Annotated in this window: 17 protein-coding genes; 15 read left to right on the top strand and 2 right to left on the bottom strand. The window is 71.8% G+C overall.

From position 1 onward, the window contains the following. The first annotated feature begins 9 nt into the window (after positions 1-9). From ACT53O_RS13680 to ACT53O_RS13660, 5 genes are read left to right on the top strand one after another with little or no spacing between them, the layout of a single operon-like run. Complete coding sequence (locus ACT53O_RS13680) at positions 10-2,424, top strand: beta-glucosidase H (RefSeq protein ID WP_476153013.1); 2,415 nt, start codon at positions 10-12, stop codon at positions 2,422-2,424. Further along, on the top strand, positions 2,424-3,572 hold the full coding sequence (locus ACT53O_RS13675) for a serine hydrolase domain-containing protein (RefSeq protein WP_476153011.1): 1,149 nt from the start codon (positions 2,424-2,426) through the stop codon (positions 3,570-3,572). Before ACT53O_RS13680 ends, ACT53O_RS13675 begins: the two co-directional genes overlap by 1 nt. Further along, positions 3,569-6,349, top strand: a complete 2,781-nt coding sequence (locus ACT53O_RS13670) for a family 78 glycoside hydrolase catalytic domain (RefSeq protein ID WP_476153009.1) — start codon at positions 3,569-3,571, stop codon at positions 6,347-6,349. The genes ACT53O_RS13675 and ACT53O_RS13670 overlap by 4 nt, the downstream gene beginning before the upstream one ends. A 13-nt stretch (positions 6,350-6,362) precedes the next feature. Then, entirely contained in the window at positions 6,363-8,135 is a 1,773-nt protein-coding gene (locus ACT53O_RS13665; protein ID WP_476153007.1) for a DUF5605 domain-containing protein, read from the top strand. Continuing rightward, complete coding sequence (locus ACT53O_RS13660; protein ID WP_476153005.1) at positions 8,132-9,502, top strand: glycoside hydrolase family 30 protein; 1,371 nt, start codon at positions 8,132-8,134, stop codon at positions 9,500-9,502. The genes ACT53O_RS13665 and ACT53O_RS13660 overlap by 4 nt, the downstream gene beginning before the upstream one ends. On the opposite strand, the gene ACT53O_RS13655 is transcribed toward ACT53O_RS13660, so the two are convergent. Beyond that, positions 9,489-10,238 (bottom strand): FadR/GntR family transcriptional regulator, encoded by a 750-nt coding sequence (locus ACT53O_RS13655; RefSeq protein WP_112932908.1) that lies wholly within the window; start codon positions 10,236-10,238, stop codon positions 9,489-9,491. The two genes, ACT53O_RS13660 and ACT53O_RS13655, sit on opposite strands and share 14 nt — an antisense overlap. Before the next feature lie 135 nt (positions 10,239-10,373). Here ACT53O_RS13655 and ACT53O_RS13650 point away from each other — a divergent pair, with 135 nt between their 5' ends. From ACT53O_RS13650 to ACT53O_RS13620, 7 genes are read left to right on the top strand one after another with little or no spacing between them, the layout of a single operon-like run. Further along, complete coding sequence (locus ACT53O_RS13650; RefSeq protein ID WP_476153003.1) at positions 10,374-12,143, top strand: dihydroxyacetone kinase family protein; 1,770 nt, start codon at positions 10,374-10,376, stop codon at positions 12,141-12,143. Continuing rightward, complete coding sequence (locus tag ACT53O_RS13645) at positions 12,140-12,610, top strand: ribose-5-phosphate isomerase (protein ID WP_112931900.1); 471 nt, start codon at positions 12,140-12,142, stop codon at positions 12,608-12,610. Before ACT53O_RS13650 ends, ACT53O_RS13645 begins: the two co-directional genes overlap by 4 nt. Beyond that, positions 12,610-13,377: a triose-phosphate isomerase family protein gene (locus ACT53O_RS13640; RefSeq protein WP_476153001.1), complete on the top strand. Its 768-nt coding sequence runs from the start codon at positions 12,610-12,612 to the stop codon at positions 13,375-13,377. The genes ACT53O_RS13645 and ACT53O_RS13640 overlap by 1 nt, the downstream gene beginning before the upstream one ends. Next, positions 13,374-14,168 (top strand): sugar phosphate isomerase/epimerase family protein, encoded by a 795-nt coding sequence (locus tag ACT53O_RS13635; protein WP_476152999.1) that lies wholly within the window; start codon positions 13,374-13,376, stop codon positions 14,166-14,168. Before ACT53O_RS13640 ends, ACT53O_RS13635 begins: the two co-directional genes overlap by 4 nt. Continuing rightward, complete coding sequence (locus ACT53O_RS13630) at positions 14,165-15,031, top strand: phosphogluconate dehydrogenase C-terminal domain-containing protein (protein WP_083867956.1); 867 nt, start codon at positions 14,165-14,167, stop codon at positions 15,029-15,031. Before ACT53O_RS13635 ends, ACT53O_RS13630 begins: the two co-directional genes overlap by 4 nt. 7 nt (positions 15,032-15,038) lie before the next feature. Then, positions 15,039-15,794 (top strand): SDR family NAD(P)-dependent oxidoreductase, encoded by a 756-nt coding sequence (locus ACT53O_RS13625; RefSeq protein ID WP_476152996.1) that lies wholly within the window; start codon positions 15,039-15,041, stop codon positions 15,792-15,794. Further along, on the top strand, positions 15,791-17,566 hold the full coding sequence (locus ACT53O_RS13620) for a D-apionate lactonase family protein (protein WP_476152994.1): 1,776 nt from the start codon (positions 15,791-15,793) through the stop codon (positions 17,564-17,566). Before ACT53O_RS13625 ends, ACT53O_RS13620 begins: the two co-directional genes overlap by 4 nt. A gap of 13 nt (positions 17,567-17,579) precedes the next feature. Here ACT53O_RS13620 and ACT53O_RS13615 read toward each other — a convergent pair whose 3' ends face one another. Then, a complete protein-coding gene (locus ACT53O_RS13615; RefSeq protein ID WP_476152992.1) occupies positions 17,580-18,581 on the bottom strand; it encodes a LacI family DNA-binding transcriptional regulator in 1,002 nt (333 codons plus the stop codon). 103 nt (positions 18,582-18,684) lie between these two features. Between ACT53O_RS13615 and rhaI the strand changes: the two genes are divergently transcribed. The 3 genes from rhaI to ACT53O_RS13600 are packed head-to-tail and all read left to right on the top strand — an operon-like array spanning position 18,685 to position 23,307. Further along, positions 18,685-19,851, top strand: coding sequence for an L-rhamnose isomerase (gene rhaI, locus ACT53O_RS13610; protein ID WP_036317596.1), 1,167 nt, complete (start codon positions 18,685-18,687; stop codon positions 19,849-19,851). Between the two features lies 1 nt (position 19,852). Continuing rightward, on the top strand, positions 19,853-21,889 hold the full coding sequence (locus ACT53O_RS13605) for a bifunctional aldolase/short-chain dehydrogenase (protein ID WP_476152990.1): 2,037 nt from the start codon (positions 19,853-19,855) through the stop codon (positions 21,887-21,889). Then, the gene (locus ACT53O_RS13600) at positions 21,886-23,307 is read left to right on the top strand and encodes a rhamnulokinase (RefSeq protein WP_476152988.1); all 1,422 of its coding nucleotides are present in this window, start codon (positions 21,886-21,888) and stop codon (positions 23,305-23,307) included. The genes ACT53O_RS13605 and ACT53O_RS13600 overlap by 4 nt, the downstream gene beginning before the upstream one ends. Positions 23,308-23,373 lie beyond the last annotated feature (66 nt).

Here is a 23,373-nt window from a genome sequence, read left to right as displayed (position 1 = left end):
AGGACCTCCATGACCGCCGCCGCCGACCACCTGCGCCCCCTGCTCGAGAAGCTGACGCTCGAGCAGAAGGCCGCTCTCGTCCAGGGCGCCGACTTCTGGACGACGGTGCCGCTGCCGGAGATCGGTCTGCGCGCGATGACGCTCTCGGATGGGCCCGCCGGCGTGCGCGGTCCCCGCTGGGATGAGCGCGAGCCGTCGCTGAACCTCCCGTCCGGCTCGGCGCTGGCCGCCTCGTGGGATGCCGGACTGGCGTACCGTTACGGCGCCGCGGCGGCCGCCGAAGCACGGGCCAAGAACGTCGACGTCGTGCTCGGTCCGACCATCAACCTGCACCGCAGCCCCCTCGGCGGACGCCACTTCGAGTGCTTCAGCGAAGATCCCCAGCTGTCGGGCGAGCTGGCTGCGGCGTACGTCGCGGGCATGCAGGAGCGCGGCGTCGCGGCGTGCCCCAAGCACTACGTCGCGAACGATTCCGAGACCGACCGCTTCACGGTGGATGTCCGCGTCGACGACCGCGCGCTGCGCGAGCTGTATCTCGCGCCGTTCGAGCGGGCCGTCACCGACGCGCACGCGTGGACCATCATGAGCTCGTACAACTCCGTCGACGGCGTGACCATGACCGAGAACGACCTGCTCGAGACGCCCCTGAACACCGACTGGGGCTTCGACGGCGTCGTGATCAGCGACTGGACCGCCGTGCGTTCGCTCGACGCGGTCGCCGCCGCGCAGGACCTCGCCATGCCCGGCCCGGCTCCCGCCTGGGCCGAACTCGCCGAGGCCGTCCGCGACGGGCGTGTCCAGGAGGCCGACCTCGACCGCAAGGTGCTGCGTCTGCTGCTGCTGGCCGAGCGCGTCGGCGCCCTGGGCGACAGCGCTCCGGCGGCGACCGATGAGATCGACGGCCCGGCCTTCGCACGCGAGGCGGCCGTGGCGGGGACCGTGCTGCTGCGCAACGACGGCACCCTGCCGCTGAACCCGGCGTCCCTCCGGTCGGTGGCCGTCATCGGCCAGAATGCCCGTGATGCCCGCACACAGGGAGGCGGCAGCGCGACCGTCGTCCCCGCGCACGTCGTCTCGCCGCTGGACGGGCTGCGCGCCGCCCTGCCCGGCGTGGAGGTCTCCTACGAGCTCGGCGCGCTCGTGCAGGAAGGCGTCGCCGAGATTCCTCTCGCCCAGCTGCAGAACCCCGTCACCGGAGAGCCGGGACTGCGGGTGCGCTTCTTGGATGCCGAGGGCACCGAGCTCTTCGCCGAAGATCGCCGGTCGACGGCGCTCGTCTGGTTCGGCGGGGACGCCCCCATCGAGGCGAGCCGCACCGTCATCTTCGAGACGCGGTTCACGCCCGACGAGTCCGGCACGATCGAGCTGGGCTTCGCCGGTGCCAACCACGGGCGCCTCTACGTCGACGACGAGCTGGTGCTCGACGACAGCCCCGTCATCGAGGGCACCGACCTCGGCGCCGCGTTCCTGAACCCGCCGTCGCTGACGACCGCTGTCGCCGTGGAGGCGGGCGTGGCGCGCACGGTCCGCGTCGAGTTCTCGCGCGAAGCGGCGGGCGCCCTCGCCGGTGCGCTCAGCGCCACGGTCGGCATCGCCCCCGAGCGCACGCCCGATGCCGAGTTGATCGCCCGGGCGGCGCATGCCGCGGCATCCGCCGATGTCGCCGTCGTGGTCGTCGGGACGAACTCTCGCGTCGAGTCCGAGGGCTACGACCGCACGAGCCTGGACCTCCCCGGCGCGCAGGACGAGCTCGTGCGGGCCGTCGCGGCGACCGGCACCCCGACCGTCGTCGTGGTCAACGCGGGCTCGCCCGTCGTCCTGCCCTGGGCCGACGAGGTCGCCGCCGTCGTGCAGGGCTACTTCGGCGGCCAGGAGTTCGGACACGCGATCGCCGACATCCTCACGGGCGCCCAGGAGCCCGGGGGGCGCCTGCCCACCACCTGGCCGGCCGCACTGGCCGACGTCCCCGTCACGGATGTGACCCCGCAGGACGGCGTGCTGCGCTACACCGAGGGCATCCACATCGGCTACCGCGCGTGGTTGAAGGACGACGCGACTCCCGCCTTCCCGTTCGGCCACGGACTCGGCTACACGACGTGGTCGTGGGACAATGCGCGCCGCGAGGGCGGCGAGGTCGCGGTGACGGTCACCAACACCGGCGCGCGCTCCGGCAAGCAGGTGGTGCAGGTGTACGCCGAACGGCCGGGCTCGGCGATCGAGCGCCCCGAGCGCTGGCTCGTCGGATTCGCGACCCTCCGCGTCGACGCCGGCGCATCCGCGACCGTCTCGATCGGCCTTCCCGAGCGACGCCTGGCCCACTGGACCGGTGAGCACTGGGACGTCGAGGCCGGCACGTATACGCTGCGCATCGGCTCCTCCGTCGCAGAGCTGCCGCTCTCGCTCGCCTGGGAGGTGTCGGAGTGATGACGACGACGGTGTCGCCGGTGAACGCGACCCACCTGCAGGGCGCGGCCGACGCGCGCCTGGCCGCGGTGGTCGACCGTCTCGACGGATTCCTGCGCGAAGACGACGACCTCTCCTTCCAGGTCGCGGCCTTCCACCGCGGCGTGCCGGTGCTCGACGCGTGGGGCGGCCCGCACCTGACGGGCACGTCCGTGCTGATCCCGTTCTCGGTCACCAAGAACACGATCGGACTGTCGGTGGGCCTGCTCCTGGAACGCGGTCTCATCGATCTCGATGAGCGCGTCGCGCACTACTGGCCCGAATTCGCCGCGAAGGGGAAGGATGCCGTCACGGTGCGCCAGTTGCTCTCGCACCAGGCGGGGCTTCCGCAGGCGACCACAGCCCTGACGTGGGACGAACTCTGGGACCACCACGCGGCGGCCGCGCGCCTCGCCGACACCCGGCCGTACTGGTACCCGGGCAGCGCGTTCGGCTACCACGCGATCACGATCGGCAGCCTGGGCGACGAGCTGGTGTACCGCGTGACGGGGCGAACCCTGCACGAGTTCTACGAGGATGAGATCCGCGCCCCGCACGACGTCGACTTCTACCTCGGTCTGCCGGAGGACCAGGAGCACCGGTTCGCGCCGCTGCGCCCGATGATCCGTCCCGTATCGGCGACGGGCACTCCGCAGTTCTCGGCGCTGGGCCCGGTGGTCTTCGGCGCCCTCAGCCGCGACATCGACCACACCAACTCGCCCCGCAACTACCGGTACGGCCATGCCGCCACCGCGGGCACGGGCACCGCGCGGGGGCTCGCACGCCTCTTCGCCGCCGCGGTCACGGGCGTCGACGGTCGCGCCCCGTTCCTGTCGGCCGACACCGTCGAGCAGATCGGCCAGCAGCAGATCCGTGGCTACGACGAGGTGCTCCACCAGCACGACCGGGCCCACGCGATCGTCTTCCAGAAGCCGTCGCAGCAACTCTCCTTCGGCGGTCCCCGCGCGTTCGGTCACGACGGCGCGGCCGGTGCGCTCGCCTGCGCCGACCCCGACACCGGGATCACTTTCGCCTGGACGATCGTCCGCGGACCGTGGCCCGGCGGGGCCGACCCGCGCGCCGTCGCACTGGCGCGCGAGCTCGGCGTGCTTCTGGAAGCGACAGCATGACCGCGGTCATCACGAGCCTGCGCGCGGAGCTGCGCCACGACAGCGCCGTGGTCGCCACGGCGACCCCTCGCCTGAGCTGGGTGGTCGGCGGCGACATCACCGGCTGGCAGCAGGCGAGCGCGGAGCTCAGCGACGGGGAGATCACGCTCACCCTGGACGACGGCGAGAGTGCCCTCGCTCCCTGGCCGTTTCGCCCTCTGGCACCCGGTGAGAGCCGATCGGTGCGGGTGCGAGCGCACAGCACCGATGGACGATCGACGACGTGGAGCGATGCGCTCGTCGTCGAGGCGGGCTTCCTCGCCGACGACGAGTGGGTCGCCCTCCCGGTCGGCCTGGCCGACCCGTCGCGCGCAGCGCAGCCCGCCGCGGTGCGCACCCGTTTCATGATCGAGCGCGAAGTCACGCGCGCCGTCCTCTTCTGGACCGCGCTGGGCGTGGCCGAACCGACCGTCAACGGCGCCCCGGTGAGCGACGATGTGCTCTCGCCCGGATGGACCGCCTACCGCGACCGGCTCGTGCACGAGAGCGTCGACGTCACCGCCCTCCTGCGTGACGGCGAGAACGAGCTCGCGGCGACGATCGCGGGCGCCTGGTACACGGAGAAGTACGGCTTCTTCACCTTCACCGACCGCGTCTACGGCGATCAGCCCTCGTGGCTGGCCCAGCTGCGCGTGACGTACGCAGACGGCACGAGCGCGACCCTCGCGGCCACCGGCCCCGGCTGGGAGGCGACGGGCGACGGCCCCGTCGTCGACAGCGGCATCTACGCGGGCGAACACCAAGACCTGCGCCGGAGCCTCGACGACGCGGTGTGGACGTCGGCGCGCGTCGGCGCGGCGGCGCGGCCCGGCTACGAGAACGTCCCCGTCCCCGAGCCGCGGATCGCTCCGCCCGTACGCCGCATCGAGACGCTGCCGGTCGCGGAGGTTCTCGCCTCGCCCTCCGGCGCCACGATCCTCGACTTCGGACAGAACCTGGTCGGGCGCCTGCGCATCCGTGCGCGAGGAGCGGCCGGCACCCGCATCGTCATCCGTCATGCCGAAGTGCTCGATGCGGGTGAGCTGGCTCTTCGCCCCCTGCGCAACGCCGAGGCGACGGCGACGTTCGATCTCTCGGGCGGCGACGACGTGCTGGAGTCGCGTTTCAGCTTCTACGGCTTCCGCTACGCGCAGATCACCGGACTCGACGTCGACCCCGCGGACATCGAGGCCGTGGTGCTGCACTCCGACCTCGCCCGGACCGGATGGTTCTCGGCATCCGACCCGCTCGTGCAGAAGCTGCACGAGAACGTGCGCTGGGGCATGCGCGGCAACTTCCTGTCGATTCCCACCGACTGTCCGCAGCGCGACGAGCGCCTGGGCTGGACGGGCGACATCCAGGTGTTCGCGCCGACCGCGACGTTCCTCTACGACTGCGACGGCTTCCTGACCTCGTGGCTGCGCGACCTGGCGCACGAGCAGAACCGCGACGGCGGGATCGTTCCGGTCGTCGTCCCCGCAGCGCTGCCGTCGTTCGCGGGCGGCGGACCGGTCGCCGCGTGGGGTGACGCCGCAACGGTCGTGCCAAGCGTGCTGTGGCAGCGCTTCGGCGACCGTGACGTGCTCGCCGCGCAGTATCCGAGCATGCGTGCGTGGGTAGAGGCGGTGCGCCGCGATGCGGGCGACTCAGGCCTGTGGGCCGGCCGTATGCAGCTCGGCGACTGGCTCGACCCGGCCGCCCCGCCGGACAAGCCCGGCAAGGCGAAGGTCGACGCCGACATCGTCGCCAGCGCCTACTTCGCCCGGTCGCTGCGCCAGGTCGCTGATGCCGCAGCGCTGCTCGGACACGACGAGGATGCCGAGACCTACGGAACCCTCGCCGAGGCCGCGCGCCGGGCGTTCACCGCGGAGTACATCACCCCGGCAGGACGCATGATGAGCGATGCTCCGACGGCCTACGCCCTCGCGCTGCAGTTCGACCTCGTCGTCGACGCCGACACCCGCGCCGCGCTCGGTCGCCGCCTGGCGGCACTGGTCCGCGAGGGCGGCTACCGCATCGGCACCGGCTTCGTCGGCACACCGCTGGTCGCCGACGCACTGACCGCCACCGGCCACGTGGATGCCGCCGAGCGCCTGCTGCTGCAGACGCAGTGCCCGTCGTGGCTGTATCCGATCACGCAGGGCGCGACGACGGTGTGGGAGCGGTGGGACTCGCTGCTGCCGGACGGGTCGGTCAATCCCGGCGAGATGACCTCGTTCAACCACTACGCGCTCGGCGCGGTCGCCGACTGGCTGCACCGCTCGGTCGCAGGGCTCGCGCCGGCCGCGCCCGGCTATCGACGCCTGCGCATCGCGCCGCGCCCCCTCTCGGCGCTGACGCGCGCGTCGGCGCGGCACCTGACCCCCTACGGCGAGGCTGCCGTTTCCTGGCGTCGCGACGGCGACAGCATCGTCGTGACCGCGACCGTACCGGCGAACACCACTGCCGACATCGATCTGCCCGGCATCGCCGCGACCGTCGGGCCCGGTTCGCACGAGTGGCGTGTCGCTGCGGCGGCCGGTGCGCAGCGACCCGAACTGCCCGGACTCGACGCCGACCTCGCCGCCGTCATCGACGATCCGCGCGCCTACCGCGCGCTGCTCGACACGCTGGCCGACGTCGCGCCCGAGCGCGTCGACGCCGTCCGCGAGGAGACGACGTGGGCGGCGGGTCGTCCGCTCGTGTCCGCCCTGATGTTCACGCCGCCGTCGGTGCTCGACGCCGTCGATCACGCGATCCGCGCGGCGACGACCCCCTGATCTGAGGAGTTCCATGTTCGATCGCGCCAGCACGTTCGGCGAGACGCTCGACAGCCCCGCCGGCCGCGCGGTGCTCGAGAAGCACCTTCCCGGCATCGCCGCCTCTCCCATGGCGCAGCAGTTCCGCAGCGCCCGCCTCGGCCAGCTCGTCGCGCTCGTTCCGGAGTTGGAGGAGCCGGCCGCCCGCGACGCGCTCTGGGCTGCGCTCGCCGAGGTCGGTGACGGCACCGCCCGCGCCCCCTACCCCCCGGCGATCGCTCCCGACCCGGCGTACGAGGCCGACGAGGTCGCCCCCGCCTCGGCGACGCTCGCCCCGGCCTCGAAGGCGCGACAGTGGGACCCCCTCGAGGTGCGCCTCGTCGGCCCGTCGCACGGCAACCCCTTCGTCGACGTGGAACTGGACGCCCTGTTCACCCGACCGGACGGCAGCGTCGTGCGCGTCGGCGGGTTCTACGACGGCGACGGTGTGTACGTCATCCGGGCTCTCGCGGATGCCGAGGGCACCTGGCGCTTCCGCACCCGCTCCACGGCCCGGTCGCTCGACGGCATCGCCGGCACCGTGGACGTCGCTCCCGCTCCCGTCGACGCGCACGGCCCGGTGCGCGTCGACGGGTTCCACTTCCGCCACGCGGACGGCACGCGCCATCGGCCGCTGGGAACGACCGCGTACGCGTGGACGCACCAGAGCGAGGCGCGTCAGCAGCAGACTCTCGCCACCCTCGCCGCGTCGCCGTTCACCAAGCTGCGGATGTGCGTGTTCCCCAAGTCGTACCTCTACAACGCGAACGAACCGATCGACTTCCCCTTCGTCGGCTCGCTGGAGACCGGTTTCGACCTCACCCGGTTCGACCCCGCGCACTTCCGCCGTCTCGAGCAGCGCATCCGCGATCTGGCGGAGCTCGGCATCCAAGCCGACCTCATCCTCTTCCACGCCTACGACCGGTGGGGCTTCTCGGACCTCGGCCCCGCGGTCGACGAACGCTACCTGCGTTACGTCGTGCGCCGCCTCTCCGGCTACGCGAACGTCTGGTGGTCGATGGCGAACGAGTACGACCTCATGTGGTCGAAGGATCTCGACGACTGGGAGCGCCTGGCGGCGATCGTCGGCGAGGAGGATCCGTTCGGACACCTCAACTCCATCCACAACTGTCGTCCGTTCTACGACTACGACCGCCCGTGGATCACGCACGTCTCGATCCAGCGGGTGGACGTCTACCGCACGGCGGAGAACACCGATCAGTGGCGGGAGCGCTGGGGCAAGCCGGTCGTCATCGACGAGTGCGCCTACGAGGGCGACATCGACCAGGGTTGGGGCAACATCACCGGCGAGGAGATGACCCGACGCTTCTGGGAGGGCGCCGTGCGCGGCGGCTACGTCGGACACGGCGAGACCTACTATCCGCCTGCTCTGGACGCCCCCGGGGATGCCGACGACGACGAGGTGCTGTGGTGGTCGAAGGGCGGCGCGCTGCACGGCACCTCGCCCGCCCGGATCGCCTTCCTCGAGCGGCTGCTCGCCGAGGCGCCCGACGGCGTCTGGGACCCGCTGCCCGGCGACTGGGACGTTCCGTGGGGCGGAACCGGCGACGTACGGGTGGCCTACTTCGGCTTCAACCGTCCGCGCTTTCGCAACGTCCTCCTGGGCGAAGGCCGCTGGCGCGTCGAGGTGATCGACACGTGGAACATGACCGTCGAAGAGGTGGCCGGAACGCACACGGGTCCGTTGCGCGTCGACCTCCCGGGACGGCAGTTCATGGCCGTGCGTCTCACGCGAGTCGCTCGATGACCGGGCCGCGCTGGATCGTCAGCACCGCGGATGCCGTGTGGCAGACGCGGGAGGCGGCGGCGCTGACGGGCCCGTCGGCCATGCCCGACGTGGTCGTCGCCGTGGACGATCCGCAACAGGAGATCGAGGGCTTCGGCGCCTGCTTCAACGAGCTGGGCTGGCAGGCTCTCGACCTGCTCACCGAGGCCGAACGCACCGGCATCCTCCGCGAGCTGTTCGCCCCCGGCGTGGGCGCCTCGTTCGGCATCTGCCGCATGCCGATCGGCGCGAACGACTTCTCACGCGACTGGTACTCCTACGACGAGACCCCGGGCGACCTGGGTCTCGCCCACTTCGATCTGTCGCACGACGACGACACCCTCGTGCCGTTCATCCGCGCCGCGCGCACGCATCGCCCCGACCTCGTCCTGTGGGCCTCTCCGTGGAGTCCGCCCACGTGGATGAAGCGCAACGGGCACTACGCCGGGGCCCTTCCGCACCCCTTCTTCGGCGACGTCGACAACGGGCTGCGACCCGACCAGGTCGGCGCCGAGGGCACGGACATGTTCCGCGTCGACGAGGAGCACCTCGCGGCCTACGCGGCATACTTCGGCAGGTTCGTCGACGGGTACGCCGAGCGCGGCATCCGGGTGTCGATGGTCATGCCGCAGAACGAGTTCAACTCGGCACAGGTCTTTCCGAGCTGCACGTGGACGCCGTCAGGGCTGTCGGCGTTCCTGCGCCACCTCGGCCCGGAGATGGCCGCGCGCGGCGTCGAGGTCTTCCTGGGAACGCTCGAGCGCGCGGACGACCGGCTCATCGAGGGGGTCCTCGCCGATCCGGAGGCCGCCGCCGTCGTGTCCGGTGTCGGCCTGCAGTGGGCGGGCAAAGGGGCGGTCGCCGCCGTGCACCGCCTGCACCCGGAGCTGCGGATCTATCAGAGCGAGCAGGAGTGCGGCGACGGACGCAACGACTGGCGTCACGCGCGCTACGCGTGGCGGCTCATGAAGCACTTCCTCGGCAACGGCACCAACGCCTACCAGTACTGGAACATCGCACTGCAGGAGGGCGGCCGCAGTCGCTGGGGCTGGACGCAGAACTCGCTCGTCGTGGTCGATCCCGACACCCGCACCTTCCGCTACACGCCCGACTACCTGGTGCTCAAGCACGTCAGTGCCTTCGTCGCCCCCGGCGCCCGTGTGCTGCCGACCTGGTGCGTCGCCGGTCACGACAATCAGCTGGTGTTCCGAAACCCCGACGGCTCGCTCGTCGTCGTGCTGCACAACGAGCTCGACGAGGTCATGCCGATCAGCCTGCTGCTCGGTGCTGAGGTGCTGTCGCTGGAGCTTCCGGCGGCGTCGTTCAGCACCGTCGTCATCGCGCCCTGAGGCGACCGGAGTCCTCCGACAGCCGGCGCGACGCCGTGGCCATGTGCGCCGCCATCGCCGAGGCGGCGAGGTCGGCGTCACCGGCGTCGACGGCGGCACGCACCGCCGCATGCTCCTCGATCGCGAGCTCCGCCGCGGCGGCATCGTGCACCGCACGATCCGCGTAGACCTGCAGCAGTGAGCGGACGACGTGCAGCAGATCGACGAGCGTGTCGTTGCCGGCGGCCGCGGCGAGCGTCTCGTGGAACTCGGCATCCGCCCGGGCGAATGCCGTCAGCTCGGCGGTGGTCTCGCGCATGCGAGCGACGGATGCCGCGAGCGCGGCGCGCTGGTCGGCACTCGCGCGACCGGCGGCCAGGCGCGCGACATAGATCTCGAGCCCCGAGCGCAGCTCGAGCATCTCATCGGTGTTCTTCTGCCCGATCAGCAGTCCCCACCGGAGCGTCTGCGGCAGCAGGTCGCTCGCGGTGCCGCGAAGGTACGTGCCGGAGCCGGCGCGCACGTCCACGATGCCGAGGATCTCGAGCGCGGCGAGCGCTTCGCGAACCGCGGAGCGCCCGACATTCAGCGTCGTCGCCAGCTGACGCTCCGGAGGAAGCCGTGTGCCGGGCTCGAGCGAGCCGCCGGTGAAGAGATCCATCAGACGACGGGCGACCTGCGACACCGGCGAGCCGGTGGGCAGCACCTCCAACGCCGCCGCGATCTCGGCAGAGCGGTCGTCGGGGTAAGCGGGCACGGGTCCAACATACGGCAGCACCGCCGTCCCCTCCCACGATTGGTCAACCGGTTCTTGCAATTGGTCAACCGGTTTGTCAGAATGTCCGAGTGCCGGTGCGCTCTCTCCGGCTCTGATCTTCAGGAGAACCCCGCGATGACGCGCCTCTGGAACGACCCGGCAGACTTCGCCGAGGAGATGATCGACGGCTTCGTGGCCGCCCATGCCGCCTACGTGCGACGCGTGCCCGGGGGCGTCGTCCGCCGGGAGGGCGCGCGACCGGGTCAGGTCGCCGTCGTCATCGGCGGCGGCTCGGGCCACTACCCCGCCTTCGGCGGCCTCGTCGGTCGGGGGCTCGCCCACGGTGCGGCGATGGGCAACCTCTTCGCCTCGCCGTCGACGCAGCAGGTGCACGCCGTGGCGGGCGCCGCACACCGCGGCGGCGGGGTGTTCTTCTCGTACGGCAACTACGCGGGCGACGTCCTGAACTTCGACGCGGCCCAGGAGCGCCTGCGGGCGGACGGCATCGCCTGCGCGACCGTGACCGTCACCGACGACATCTCGAGCGCCGGGCCCGACGAGCGTCACCGCCGTCGCGGGATCGCGGGCGATCTGACCGTCTTCCGCATCGCCGGGGCCGCCGCCGAGGCCGGCTACGACCTCGACGGCGTGACCCGGATCGCCGCGCACGCGAACGAGCGCACCCGCTCCTTCGGCGTCGCGTTCTCGGGCTGCACGCTCCCCGGTGACCCGGCACCCCTGTTCTCGGTGCCGATCGGCCGCATGGCGGTGGGACTCGGCATCCACGGCGAGCCCGGAATCGGCGAGACCGACGTGCCGACCGCCGACGAGCTGGCCGACCTCCTCGTGGATCACCTGCTGGCCGAGGTGCCCGATGGCGTCGAAGTGAGCGGATGCCGGGTCGTTCCCATCCTCAACGGACTCGGCTCGCTCGCCGCGGAGGAGCTCTTCGTGCTCTACCGCCGCGTCGCCGCGCGGCTCACCGAGGCCGGCGCGGTCATCGTCGATCCGCACGTGGGCGACTACTGCACGAGCTTCGACATGGCGGGAACCTCGCTGACGCTGTTCTGGCTCGATGACGAGCTGGCGACGCTCTGGGACACCCCCGTCGACACGCCCGCCTACCGCCGTGCACCGCAGGAGGTCGACCGGGCCCGCGTCGGCGGAGGCCGCCCCGCCACCGACGAGGCGCTCGCCGCATCGACGCCCCCAACGCCCGCCGCGCCCGTGACCTCCGGCGACGACCAGTCGCGCCGCTGCGCGACCACGGTGCTGCATCTTCTCGACACCGCCACGACCACCATCGACAGGCACGCCGACGAGCTCGGGCGCATGGACGCCATCGCCGGCGACGGGGACCACGGCATCGGGATGCAGCGCGGGGCACGCGCTGCCCGCGCGGCCGCCGCGGAGGCGGTCGCGGCCGGCGCCGGAGCCGAGAGCGTCCTGCGCCGCGCCGCCGACGCATGGTCGGATCGGGCCGGCGGAACCTCGGGGGCGCTGTGGGGTCTGATCCTCACCGCGATCGCCGCGCACCTGGGCGATGCGGGCACCCCCGCGCCCGCTCAGGTCGCGGCGGGCGTCGCGGACGCGGCCCGCACCGTGCAGGCTCACGGGGGCGCCGCCGTCGGCGACAAGACCCTCGTCGACGCCCTCGTGCCCTTCAGCGACGCGCTCTCCCGAGCGGTCGCGGCGGGCACCCCTCTGGCCGACGCCTGGACCGCGGCGGCATCCGCCGCGCGAACGGCGGCGACCGCCACCGCCGACCTGCTCCCCCGGCGCGGGCGCGCCCGCACGCACGGGACCGCCAGCGTCGGCACCCCCGACCCCGGCGCGCACTCGCTCGCTCTCATCGCCGACGCGACCGCCGGCGCACTCGCCGACTCCGAGAGGACTCACGCATGACCACGCCCCTCCGCCTCGTGATCGGCAGTGACGACGCCGGATTCGACTACAAGGAGATCCTGAAGCAGGATCTGCTCGCCCACCCCGGCGTCATCGACGTCGTCGACGTGGGAGTCGATGCCGACGGGCACACCGCGTACCCCCGCGTGGCCATCGAAGCCGCCGAGCGTGTGGCGCGTGGCGAGGCCGATCGGGCCCTGCTCATCTGCGGCACGGGGCTCGGCGTCGCGATCGCGGCCAACAAGGTTCCCGGCATCCGGGCCGTCACCGCCCATGACTCGTTCTCCGTCGAGCGCGGCGTGCTTTCGAACAACGCCCAGGTGCTCACGATGGGCCAGCGCGTCGTGGGAGTGGAGCTGGCGCGCCGACTCGTCCGGGAGTGGCTCACCTACCGTTTCGACGACGCGTCCGCATCGGCGGAGAAAGTCGCCGTCATCGCACAGTACGAGAGCACCGGTTCCTGCTGATGGCGGCGCTCACCGTCGGAGTGAGCCTGAAGGCGCACTTCGGTCGCCAGCAGGCGCGCGAGTGGTTCGAGGAGGTCGCGTTCCGCGTCGGCACCCTGCCCGCCGTCCGCTCCGGAGCCGTGGAGGTGTTCGTCGTGCCCACCTATCTCCAGATCGCGGATGCCGTGGCCACCTGCGCCCCCACGCGTATACGCGTCGGGGCCCAGGACGTGTCCGCCTTCCCCCCGGGCGCCTTCACCGGCGAGACCACCGCCTCCGAACTGTCCGCTTCCGGAGTCACGCTCGTCGAGATCGGGCACGCCGAGCGCCGGCGGCTGCGGGGCGAGACCGACGCGGACGTGGCGGCGAAAGCGTCCTCGGCACTCAGCGAGGGCCTCACTCCCCTTCTCTGCGTCGGTGAGACGAGCCGGCAAGACCCGGATGCCGCGGCATCCGCGACGCTCGCACAGCTGCGCACGGCCCTCGCCGATGCTCCGGCGGCGCCCGTGATGGTCGCCTACGAGCCCGTCTGGGCGATCGGCGCTCCCGAGCCGGCACCGACCGATCACATCCGCGTCGTCACCCGCGCCCTGCGCGCTGCGCTCGACGCCGATCCCGCGCGCGGAGGCTCCCGTGTCATCTACGGCGGCTCCGCCGGTCCCGGCCTGCTCACGCGACTGGACGGCGACGTCGACGGCGTGTTCCTCGGCCGCTTCGCGCACGACCCCGCGGCGCTCGCCGCCGTGGTCGACGAGGCGGCGGCCCTCACACGGACGTCGACACCGTGATCGGGCTCGGCACCTACGCGTTCTTCTGGCAGCACTCCGATCGCGCCCCGAAGCCGCTCAGCCTCATCGACGCCTTCCACGCGACGCGCGCGCTCGATGTGGGACTGTTCCAGATCTGCGACTACGCGCCGTTGGAGGCCATGACGGATGCCGAGCTGCGCACCGCGGCCGGCGTCGCCCGCGAGCTGGGCCTGCGGATCCAGCTCGGAACCAAGGGCATCTCCCCCGCACACCTCGAGCGCTACCTCCGCCTCGCCGCGGTCTTCGAGGCGGACCTCGTGCGCACCATGGTCGGCGCACCCCACGCGCAGCCGTCGCCGTCCGAGGCCCGGGCGTGGCTGACGGCGACCGTGTCCTCGTACGAACAGGCGGGGGTCACGTTGGCGCTCGAGACGTACGAGCAGGTCGCGACCGACGACCTGGTGCGCCTCGTCGACGATGTCGGCAGCGCGCACCTCGGCATCTGCCTCGACCCCGCCAACGTGGTCGCCCGGCTCGAGGATCCCCGCGCCTGCGTGGAGGCCGCGGCATCCGCCACGCGCAATGTGCACGTCAAGGACTTCGCGTTCAGCCGGCGCGACGGATGGGTGGGCTTCACCTACGCCGGCGCCCCGATGGGGACAGGACTGCACGACTACGCGCACCTGCGCACCACCGTCCGCCCGGTCGAGCGCGGCATCGACGAGATCGTCGAGCATTGGCTGCCGTGGCAGGGCGACGCCGAGACCACCATCCGCACCGAGCGGGACTGGACCCGCACCACCCTGGAATACCTGAGGAGAACCCCGTGAGCCACACCATCGCCGTCTTCGGCGCCGGCGGCAAGATGGGCACGCGCGTGTCCGACAACCTCGTACGCACCGCCCACACGGTCCACTACGTCGAGACCTCGCCGGCCGGTCGCGAGCGCGTCCTCGCCGCGGGTCGCACGCTGTCCGACGCCGCCACTGCCGTCGTCGACGCCGACATCGTCGTGCTCGCCGTGCCCGATCTCGCTCTGGCGCCGGTGACCGCGGAGCTCGTGCCCCAGCTGCGACCGGGCACGATCGTCCTGACCCTCGACCCCGCCGCCGCCTATGCCGGGCTCCTGACGACGCGCGACGACATCGTGCAGGCGGTCGCGCACCCCTGTCATCCGTCGGTGTTCCTCCAGCGGCAGAGCGCCGAGGAATGGGCCGACACCTTCGGCGGCGTCGCCGCACCGCAGGACGCGATCGCCGCGATCGAGAGCGACGACCCGCAGAAGAGGGCGATCGTCGAGGACACGGTGCGGGCGATCTACGCACCCGTCGTGGACGTGCACTGGGTGAGCGTCAAGCAGCTCGCCCAGCTCGAGCCGACGCTTGTCGAGACGGTCGCCTGCATGATCGGCGCGCTCCTGAACGAGGCCCTGCACGAGGCGATCCACACGATGGGAGTTCCCGAGGCGGCGGCGCGCAGCATCCTGTACGGGCACACGCAGGTGGCGCTGGCCAATGGGCTCCGCGGCGACAACCCCTTCAGCGACGCCTGCCTCATCGCGATGGACTACGGTCGCGAGAGCATCATCAAAGATGACTGGAAGAAGATCTTCCGCGACGACGAGCTCGATAAGAACCTCGCGCGGATGCTCCACCTCGACCGCATCGAGCGCCCGCTCGCGCCGAAGAACTGAGGACCCCATGGGACAGCTGAACGACAAGACGGCCCTCATCACGGGTGGCGCGTTGGGTATCGGCCTGGCGGTCGCCACACGGTTCGCCCGGGAGGGAGCCCGCGTCATCCTCGCCGATCGCAACGGCGACGGGGCCGCCGAGGCAGCCGCGCGCATCGGCGCAGCTGCGCGAGCGCTGACGATGGACATCTCCGACGAGGCGTCGGTGGCCGCGGGGTTCGCGGAGGTGCACGCGGCCGGCTGGGCGCCCGATGTGGTCGTCGCCAACGCCGGCGTGCAACTCTTCGGCCACGACGCGCCCATCGCGGACCTCGACCTCGACGTCTGGCGCCGCACGATCGACGTCAACCTCACCGGCACCTTCCTGACGGTCAAGTACGCGGTCCGCTCGCTCCTGGCCCGCGGCGGCGGTTCGATCATCCTCACCGGCAGCCCGACGGCGGTCAACGGGGAGGGGAAGGACTTCACCGCGTACAGTGCGTCGAAGGCCGGCGTGCACGGCCTCGCGCGCACGGTGGCTGCGGCGTACGCCGGCACCGACATCCGTGTGAACACCGTGCAGCCTGCGTACACCGAGACGCCGCTGGTGGCGGCCATCACCGATGATCCCGAGGCACGGGCCGCGATCGTCGAGCGCATCCCGATCGGGCGGGCGGGCACCCCCGACGACGTCGCCGGCATCATGGTCTACCTCGCGTCCGACGACGGCGCTTTCGCGACGGGTGCAACGTTCCAGGTCGACGGGGGCATGACGTCGCTGTGACGGAGCAGTGGTGGGGTGAGGATCCGCGGCGCTGGAGCGCGGGGCGCTGGTCGCTCGACCTGCGCGGCGACGAGCTCGCCGACATCTCGGTCGACGGTGCGCTGGTTCTCCGGTCGGTGCGCGCCGTGGTCCGCGACCGCGACTGGAACACCGTTGCACTGGTCGTCGAACGCGTCCAGGAGCACGACGCGTCGCTCACGCTGCACGTGCGCTCGCGCGGTCACGGGTCCTCCTTCGTCGGCACGGTCCGCGTGCACGCGGCGGATTTCACGCTGACCGTCGCGTGCGATCTCCAGACGACGCGGCCCTTCGAGACGAATCGCACCGGACTCGTGGTCCTCCACCCGCCGACAGTGGCGGGTACCACGCTGTCGGTGACCCACACCGACGGCAGCGAGCAGTCGACGACGTTCCCCCGCGCGATCAGCCCCCACCAACCCGTTCTCGACATCGGCGCGCTGCGATGGACGCACGCCGGCCTCGCGGTCGAGGTCGTGGTCTCTGGCGACGTCTTCGAGATGGAAGACCAGCGCAACTGGACCGACGCCTCGTTCAAGACCTACAGCCGGCCGCTCGCTCTCCCGTTCCCGGTGCAGCTGGCCGCCGGCGCACGGATCACGCAGGCGGTGAGGGTGACGGCCCGGCGGGCGACGCCCGCACCCGCCGGGGAGGCCCCCGCCCCACAGACGGACGCGGTCGCTCTGATCACCGCCGGCCGCTTTCCGGAGATCGCCGTCGGGGCGGCCACGGGAGCCGATCCTGCACCCGAGCCACGCGCGGATGACGCGGTCGGATCACTCCCTGTGCTCGTCGAGCTCGATCTCGGATGGGCCGGCTGGCCGGCCGCGCTCGAGCGCGCGGCACGGTCGGGCGGACGCCTGGATGTGCGGCTGCTGCTGCCGTCCGCCTCGAACGCGCGGGAAGCGACCGTGGACGCGCTGGATCGCGCCGTCGCCGCGCTCGCACACCACGATGTCTCCCGCCTCGGTGCCTTCTGGCGCGACGGCGATGCCGCCCAGCTCGCGGATCGGGAGGCGACGGCGCTGCTGCGCGCCGCACTCGCGCACCGCGGTCACCACGTCGCGGCGGCGGTGATCGGGGGCGTGCGGACGCACTTCACCCAGCTCAATCGCGAGCACCATCGCCTGGACGACACGGTCGACGGCGTCGCCTTCAGCCTCACACCCCTCTTCCACAGCACCGGAACCGCCCAGCTGATCGAGTCGCTCGGCATCCAGCGCCTCGTCGCCTCACAGGCCGTCGTTCTGGCGGCCGGAGTGCCCGTGCACATCGGCCCGGTCACGTTGCATCCGCGGGTGAACGACGTCGCGACGACGCCCGCGTCGTCTCCGGCGACGAGCGCGCTCACCCGCGGGTACGGAGCGGCTCTGGTCGCGCCGGACGACGCGCGCCAGCGCAGCGCGCCGATGGCCGCGTGGACGATCGCCTCCGCTGCGGCGCTGGCGGTGCCCGGTGTCGCAAGCCTGGCCTTCTTCGAGGAGTGGGGTCCGCGCGGCATCCGCGACGAGCGCGGCACCCCCTATCCCGTCGCCGCCGCCGTGCGCGCGCTCTCGGAGCTGTCCGGGCAGAGGCTGCTGTACGGCGGCAGTCGCGACGGGCTGCTGTGGGTGGTGGGAGCGGTCGACGACAGGGGTGCCGCCACGCTGCTTGCTGCGAATCTCGGCGACACCGACCGCACGATCACGGTGCTCGGCGCGCGAGAGCGCACCCTGGCGGTGCCGGCGCAGAGGTGGGTGCGCAGCGTCGAGTGAGTCGCGCCCGCGCTCACGAGCCGGTCGAGGCCCGCACCACCAACTCCGGACGGAAGCGGACGGCGCGCGTCGCCGCGGGATCGTCGAGCGTCTCGAGCAGCAGCTCCACTGCGGTCGCCCCGATGCTCCGCGCGGGTTGGCGGATGGAGGAGAGGGGCACGACGGCCGTCGCCGCGAAATCGATGTCGTCGTAGCCGATGAGGGCGAGCTGCTCGGGGACGCGGATGCCGCCGAGGATCGCTGCCCCCTGCAGCAGCCCCACGGCGAGCAGATCGTTGGCGCAGAACACGGCGTCGGGCCGATCCGCGGGCGCTCGGGCGGCGAGCGCGTCGCCGACACGGCGTCCGGCGAGCACCGTGAGCGCGTCGACGTCGACGACCTCGAGCGTCGCATCCGAGACGGCGTCGAGCGCACGGCGTGCGCCGGCGAGTCGGTCGGCGACCTGCCGCACGTGGGCGGGCCCGCCGACGAAGGCCAGTCGACGCCGGCCGAGGGCCAGCAGGTGTGCCGCGGCGAGGAATCCGCCCTCGACGTCGTCGACGGCGACGGAAGGCACCCGCCGTTCGTGATCTTCCGCATCGACGAGCACCACGGGGATTCCCGCGGCGCGCAGCCGCTCGATCGGCCACGCATCACGCGCGGTCGGCGTGAGGAGCACACCGTTGACACGCTGCTCGCGGAACAGGTCGAGGTAGGCGTCCTCGCGGTCGTGCAGATGATCACTGTTGCCCAAAAGCACCGCGAGATCCTCGGCCGCGGCGCGCTCCTCGGCCCCGCGGGCGACCTCGGCGAAGAAGGGGTTCGCGGTGTCGAGCACGACGAGCCCGATCGCGCGGCTGCGCCCCACGCGCAGCTGGCGCGCCGCGTCGTTGCGCACGAATCCGAGACGCTCGATGGCGCTCTGCACCCGGGTGACGGTCTCGGCGGCGACCTTCTCGGGTCGGTTGAGCACGTTGGAGACTGTGCCCACCGAGACGCCCGCGGCGGCAGCGACGTCCTTCACACTGACGCCCATCTCCGCCCCTTGTCGATCTTGACGAATCGTTTCAACGACACTACCGTTTGAAACGATTCAATGCGCGTTCGAGAATCAGACGCCTGTCGAGAGAAGCCCGAGAATGACGACGCTGTCACCAGAGAACCTGTCCACCCTCGCCGCCCAGGCGATCGAGCTGCCCTCGTGGGCTTTCGGCAACTCGGGAACCCGCTTCCGGGTCTTCCCCACCCTCGGCACGCCCCGCGATCCGTTCGAGAAGATCGCGGATGCCGCGCAGGTGCACCGTCACACGGCGCTCGCACCGAGCGTCGCGCTGCACATCCCCTGGGACGCGGTCGAGGACTACGCTGCCCTGCGCCGCCACGCCGAAGACCACGGCGTGCGCCTGGGCACCGTCAACTCGAACACCTTCCAGGACGAGGACTACAAGTTCGGCGCGCTGACGCACCACGACGAACGCATCCGCCGCAAGGCGATCGACCATCACCTCGCGTGCATCGACATCATGGATGCCACGGGCTCGCGCGACCTGAAGATCTGGCTGGCCGAAGGATCCAACTACCCCGGCCAGAACGACATGCGGGACCGACAGGATCGCCTCCACGACTCGCTGCAGCAGATCTACGCACGCCTGGGCGACGAGCAGCGCCTCGTGTTGGAGTACAAGTTCTTCGAGCCGGCGTTCTACCACACCGACGTTCCCGACTGGGGCACCTCCTACGTGCAGGTGGCGGCCCTGGGCGAGAGGGCGATGGTCTGCCTCGACACCGGCCACCATGCCCCCGGCACCAACATCGAGTTCATCGTCATGCAGTTGCTGCGACTCGGACGACTCGGCTCCTTCGACTTCAACAGCCGCTTCTACGCAGACGACGACCTCATCGTCGGAGCGGCCGACCCTTTCCAGCTGTTCCGCATCCTCGTGGAGGTCATCCGCGGCGGCGGTCTGAACAATCCGGATGTCGCGTTCATGCTCGATCAGTGTCACAACATCGAGGACAAGATCCCGGGCCAGATCCGCTCGGTGCTCAACGTGCAGGAGATGACGGCGCGCGCACTCCTGCTCGACCGCGAGGCGCTGAGCGCCGCTCAGCAGAACGACGACGTGCTCGCTGCGAACGCGATCCTCATGGACGCGTTCCAGACGGATGTCCGGCCTCAGCTGGCCGCCTGGCGCGTGGAGCGGGGACTTCCCGCCGACCCGATGGCCGCCTATGCGGCATCCGGCTACGCGGAACGCAGTGCGGCCGAGCGCGTCGGCGGCGTGCAGGCAGGATGGGGTGCCTGAGATGACGAACCCCACCGTCGCCGAACTCCTCGCCCGGAGCAACCGTCTGGGCGCCGACCCCGCGAACACGAACTACGCCGGCGGCAACACGTCCGCCAAGGGCACGGACATCGACCCGGTCACCGGAGCCCCCGTCGAGCTGCTCTGGGTCAAGGGCTCCGGCGGCGACCTGGGCACGCTCACCGAGCCGGGACTGGCCGTGCTCCGCCTCGACCGCGTGCGCGCGCTCGTCGACGTGTACCCCGGCGTCGACCGCGAGGACGAGATGGTCGCCGCGTTCGACTACTGCCTCCACGGCAAGGGCGGCGCCGCTCCCTCGATCGACACCGCGATGCACGCGCTCGTGGATGCCGCCCACGTCGACCACCTGCACCCCGATGCGGGCATCGCGATCGCCACCGCCGCCGACGGCCCCGCGCTCACCCGCGCGATCTTCGGCGACACGGTCGTCTGGGTGCCCTGGCGCCGTCCGGGCTTCCAGCTCGGGCTGGACATCGCGGCGATCAGGGCCGAGAACCCCCGGGCGATCGGCACGATCCTCGGCGGCCACGGCATCACCGCATGGGGCGAGACCAGCGCCGAGGCCGAGCGAAACTCCTCCACTATCATCGCGATGGCCGCCGCCTACCTCGCCGAACACGGCGATCCGGCTCCGTTCGGAGGAGTTCGGGACGGCTACCAGGCCCTTCCCCTCGCGCAGCGGCGTGCCCGCGCGGCGGCGCTCGCGCCCACCATCCGCGGCCTCGTCTCCAGCGATCGTCCGATGCTCGGTCACTTCACCGACAGCGATACCGTGCTGGAATTCCTCGCGTCCGAGGCGTCGCCACGCCTCGCAGCGTTGGGCACGAGCTGCCCCGACCACTTCCTGCGCACCAAGGTGAAGCCGCTGCTGCTCGACCTGCCCGCGACGGCATCCCTCGACGACCAGCTCGCCCGCCTGCACGAGCTGGTCGAGGACTACCGTGTCGACTACCGGGCGTACTACGACGCGCACGCCGACGCCGACAGTCCCGCGATGCGCGGCGCCGACCCGCTCATCGTGCTCGTGCCGGGGGTGGGGATGTTCTCCTACGGCGCGACGAAGCAGACGGCGCGAGTGGCGGGCGAGTTCTACGTCAACGCCATCAGCGTCATGCGCGGCGCCGAGGCGGTCTCCACGTACACCCCGATCTCGGACGCCGAGAAGTTCCGCATCGAATACTGGGCCCTGGAGGAGGCCAAGCTCCAGCGGATGCCGAAGCCGAAGAGCCACCAGGGGCGCATCGCGTTCGTCACGGGCGCGGCCTCCGGCATCGGCAAAGCGATCGCCGCACGCCTGGCCGCCGAGGGTGCGTGCGTCGTGGTCGCCGACCTCGACCTCGAGAAGGCCCGGGCCGCCGCCGCGGAGCTGGGCGGGCCGGACGTGGCGATCGGCGTCGCGGCGAACGTGGCGGATGCCGAGGCCGTCCAGGCCGCGATCGACGAGACGATCCTGGCCTTCGGCGGCGTCGACCTCGTCGTCAACAATGCCGGTCTCTCGCTGTCGAAGCCGCTGCTGGAGACGACGGAGAAGGACTGGGACCTGCAGCACGACGTCATGGCCAAGGGCTCGTTCCTGGTGTCGAAGGCCGCCGCAGCGGCGCTCATCGCGCAGAGGATGGGCGGCGACGTCATCTACATCTCCTCGAAGAACTCCGTCTTCGCCGGACCGAACAACATCGCCTACTCGGCGACGAAAGCCGACCAGGCGCACCAGGTGCGTCTGCTCGCGGTCGAGCTGGGTGCGCACGGGGTGCGGGTGAACGGCGTCAACCCCGACGGCGTGGTGCGCGGCTCCGGGATCTTCGCCGCGGGCTGGGGCGCGAACCGCGCGGCGACCTACGGGGTCAAGGAGGAGGATCTCGGCCAGTTCTACGCCAACCGCACGATCCTCAAGCGCGAGGTGGTGCCCGAGAACGTCGCCGACGCGGTCTTCGTGCTCACCGGACCCGAGCTGTCGCGCACCACGGGCCTGCACGTCCCGGTGGACTCCGGCGTCGCGGCCGCGTTCCTGCGATGATCCACACGCCACGCGCGGTCGCCGCGATCGATCTGGGCGCGACCAGCGGGCGCGTCGTGCTCGGGCGGGTCGGGCGCGGCATCCTCGACACCGAGACGGTGGCGCGATTTCCCAACGATCCGATCCGCCTGGGCACGGGCCTGCACTGGGATGCCGCAGGGCTCTATGCCGCATCCGTGCACGGCCTGCGGGACGCCTTCCGCCGCGAACCGCAGATCGCGAGCATCGGCGTCGACTCGTGGGCGGTCGACTACGGGCTGCTGCGCGAGGGACGACTCCTCGGCATCCCGTTCCACTATCGCGACGAGCGCACCGCCCGCGGCGTCGCGGCGGTGGAGACCGCCATCGCACGCGACGACCTGTTCGCGCGCAACGGCCTGCAGTTCCTGCCGTTCACCACGGCGTACCAACTGGCCGCCGAGCCGCCCGAGCTGATGGCGACCGCCGACACGCTGCTGCTGATCCCCGACCTCATCGCCTTCTGGCTCACCGGCGCTCGCCGCGCCGAGCTCACCAACGCATCGACGACGGGGCTGCTCGACGCGCGCAGGCGAACATGGGACGACGAGCTCGTGTCCGCTCTCAGACTGCCGCGCACCGTGCTCCCGCCGCTCATCGCTCCGGGCGAGCGGATCGGAGAGCTCCTCCCCCACGTCCAGGCGAGTGTGGGCGGCACCGCGCCCGTCATCGCCGTGGGCTCGCACGACACGGCATCCGCCGTCGTCGCCGTCCCCATGCACGCCGACGCCGCCGCCTACATCTCCTGCGGGACGTGGGGGCTGGTCGGCGTCGAGGTCGCCCATCCGGTACTCACCCCCGCGGTGCGGGCGGCGAACGTCACCAACGAGGGCGGGGTCGACGGGCGTGTGCGCCTGCTGCACAACGTCATGGGGCTGTGGATCCTCAGCGAGACCGTCCGCGGCTGGTCGCGCGATGGCGCACCGGCCGATCTGGGCGCGCTGCTCGCGGCCGCGGCGGAGGTGCCCGCATCGGCGGCACCCGTGTTCGACGTCGACGATCCCCGCTTCCTCGCGCCCGGCGACATGCCGGCGCGCATCGACGCATGGTGCGACGAGCACGGCATGGCCCCGCCCCGTACGCGGCCCGCGTACGTCCGCGCGATCGTCGAGTCGCTCGCAGTGGCCTTCGCGGACGCCGTGGCAACGACGTCCCGGCTGGGCGGAGTGAGCGTACGCACCGTGCACCTCGTCGGCGGCGGTGCACTCAACGAACTGCTCTGCCAGCGCACGGCCGACCGGTGCGGCCTGCCCGTCGTGGCGGGGCCGGTCGAGGCGACGGCGCTCGGCAACATCCTGATTCAGGCGCGCGCCGCCGGGATGGTCACCGGCGAGCTCGAGGAGCTGCGGGATCTGGTCGCGCGGACGCAGGAGCTGCGACGGTACGAGCCGCGCGGGTGATCAGTGCAGCTCCGGCGCCGGCGCCACCGGAAAACCGGGAGCGCGACCCGTGGGGGCCACGCTCCC

It is taken from the genome of Microbacterium sp. DMC48, from assembly GCF_056313825.1.
Note: the sequence above shows the minus strand (reverse complement) of the source record. Positions and strands in the feature narration are given on the sequence as shown.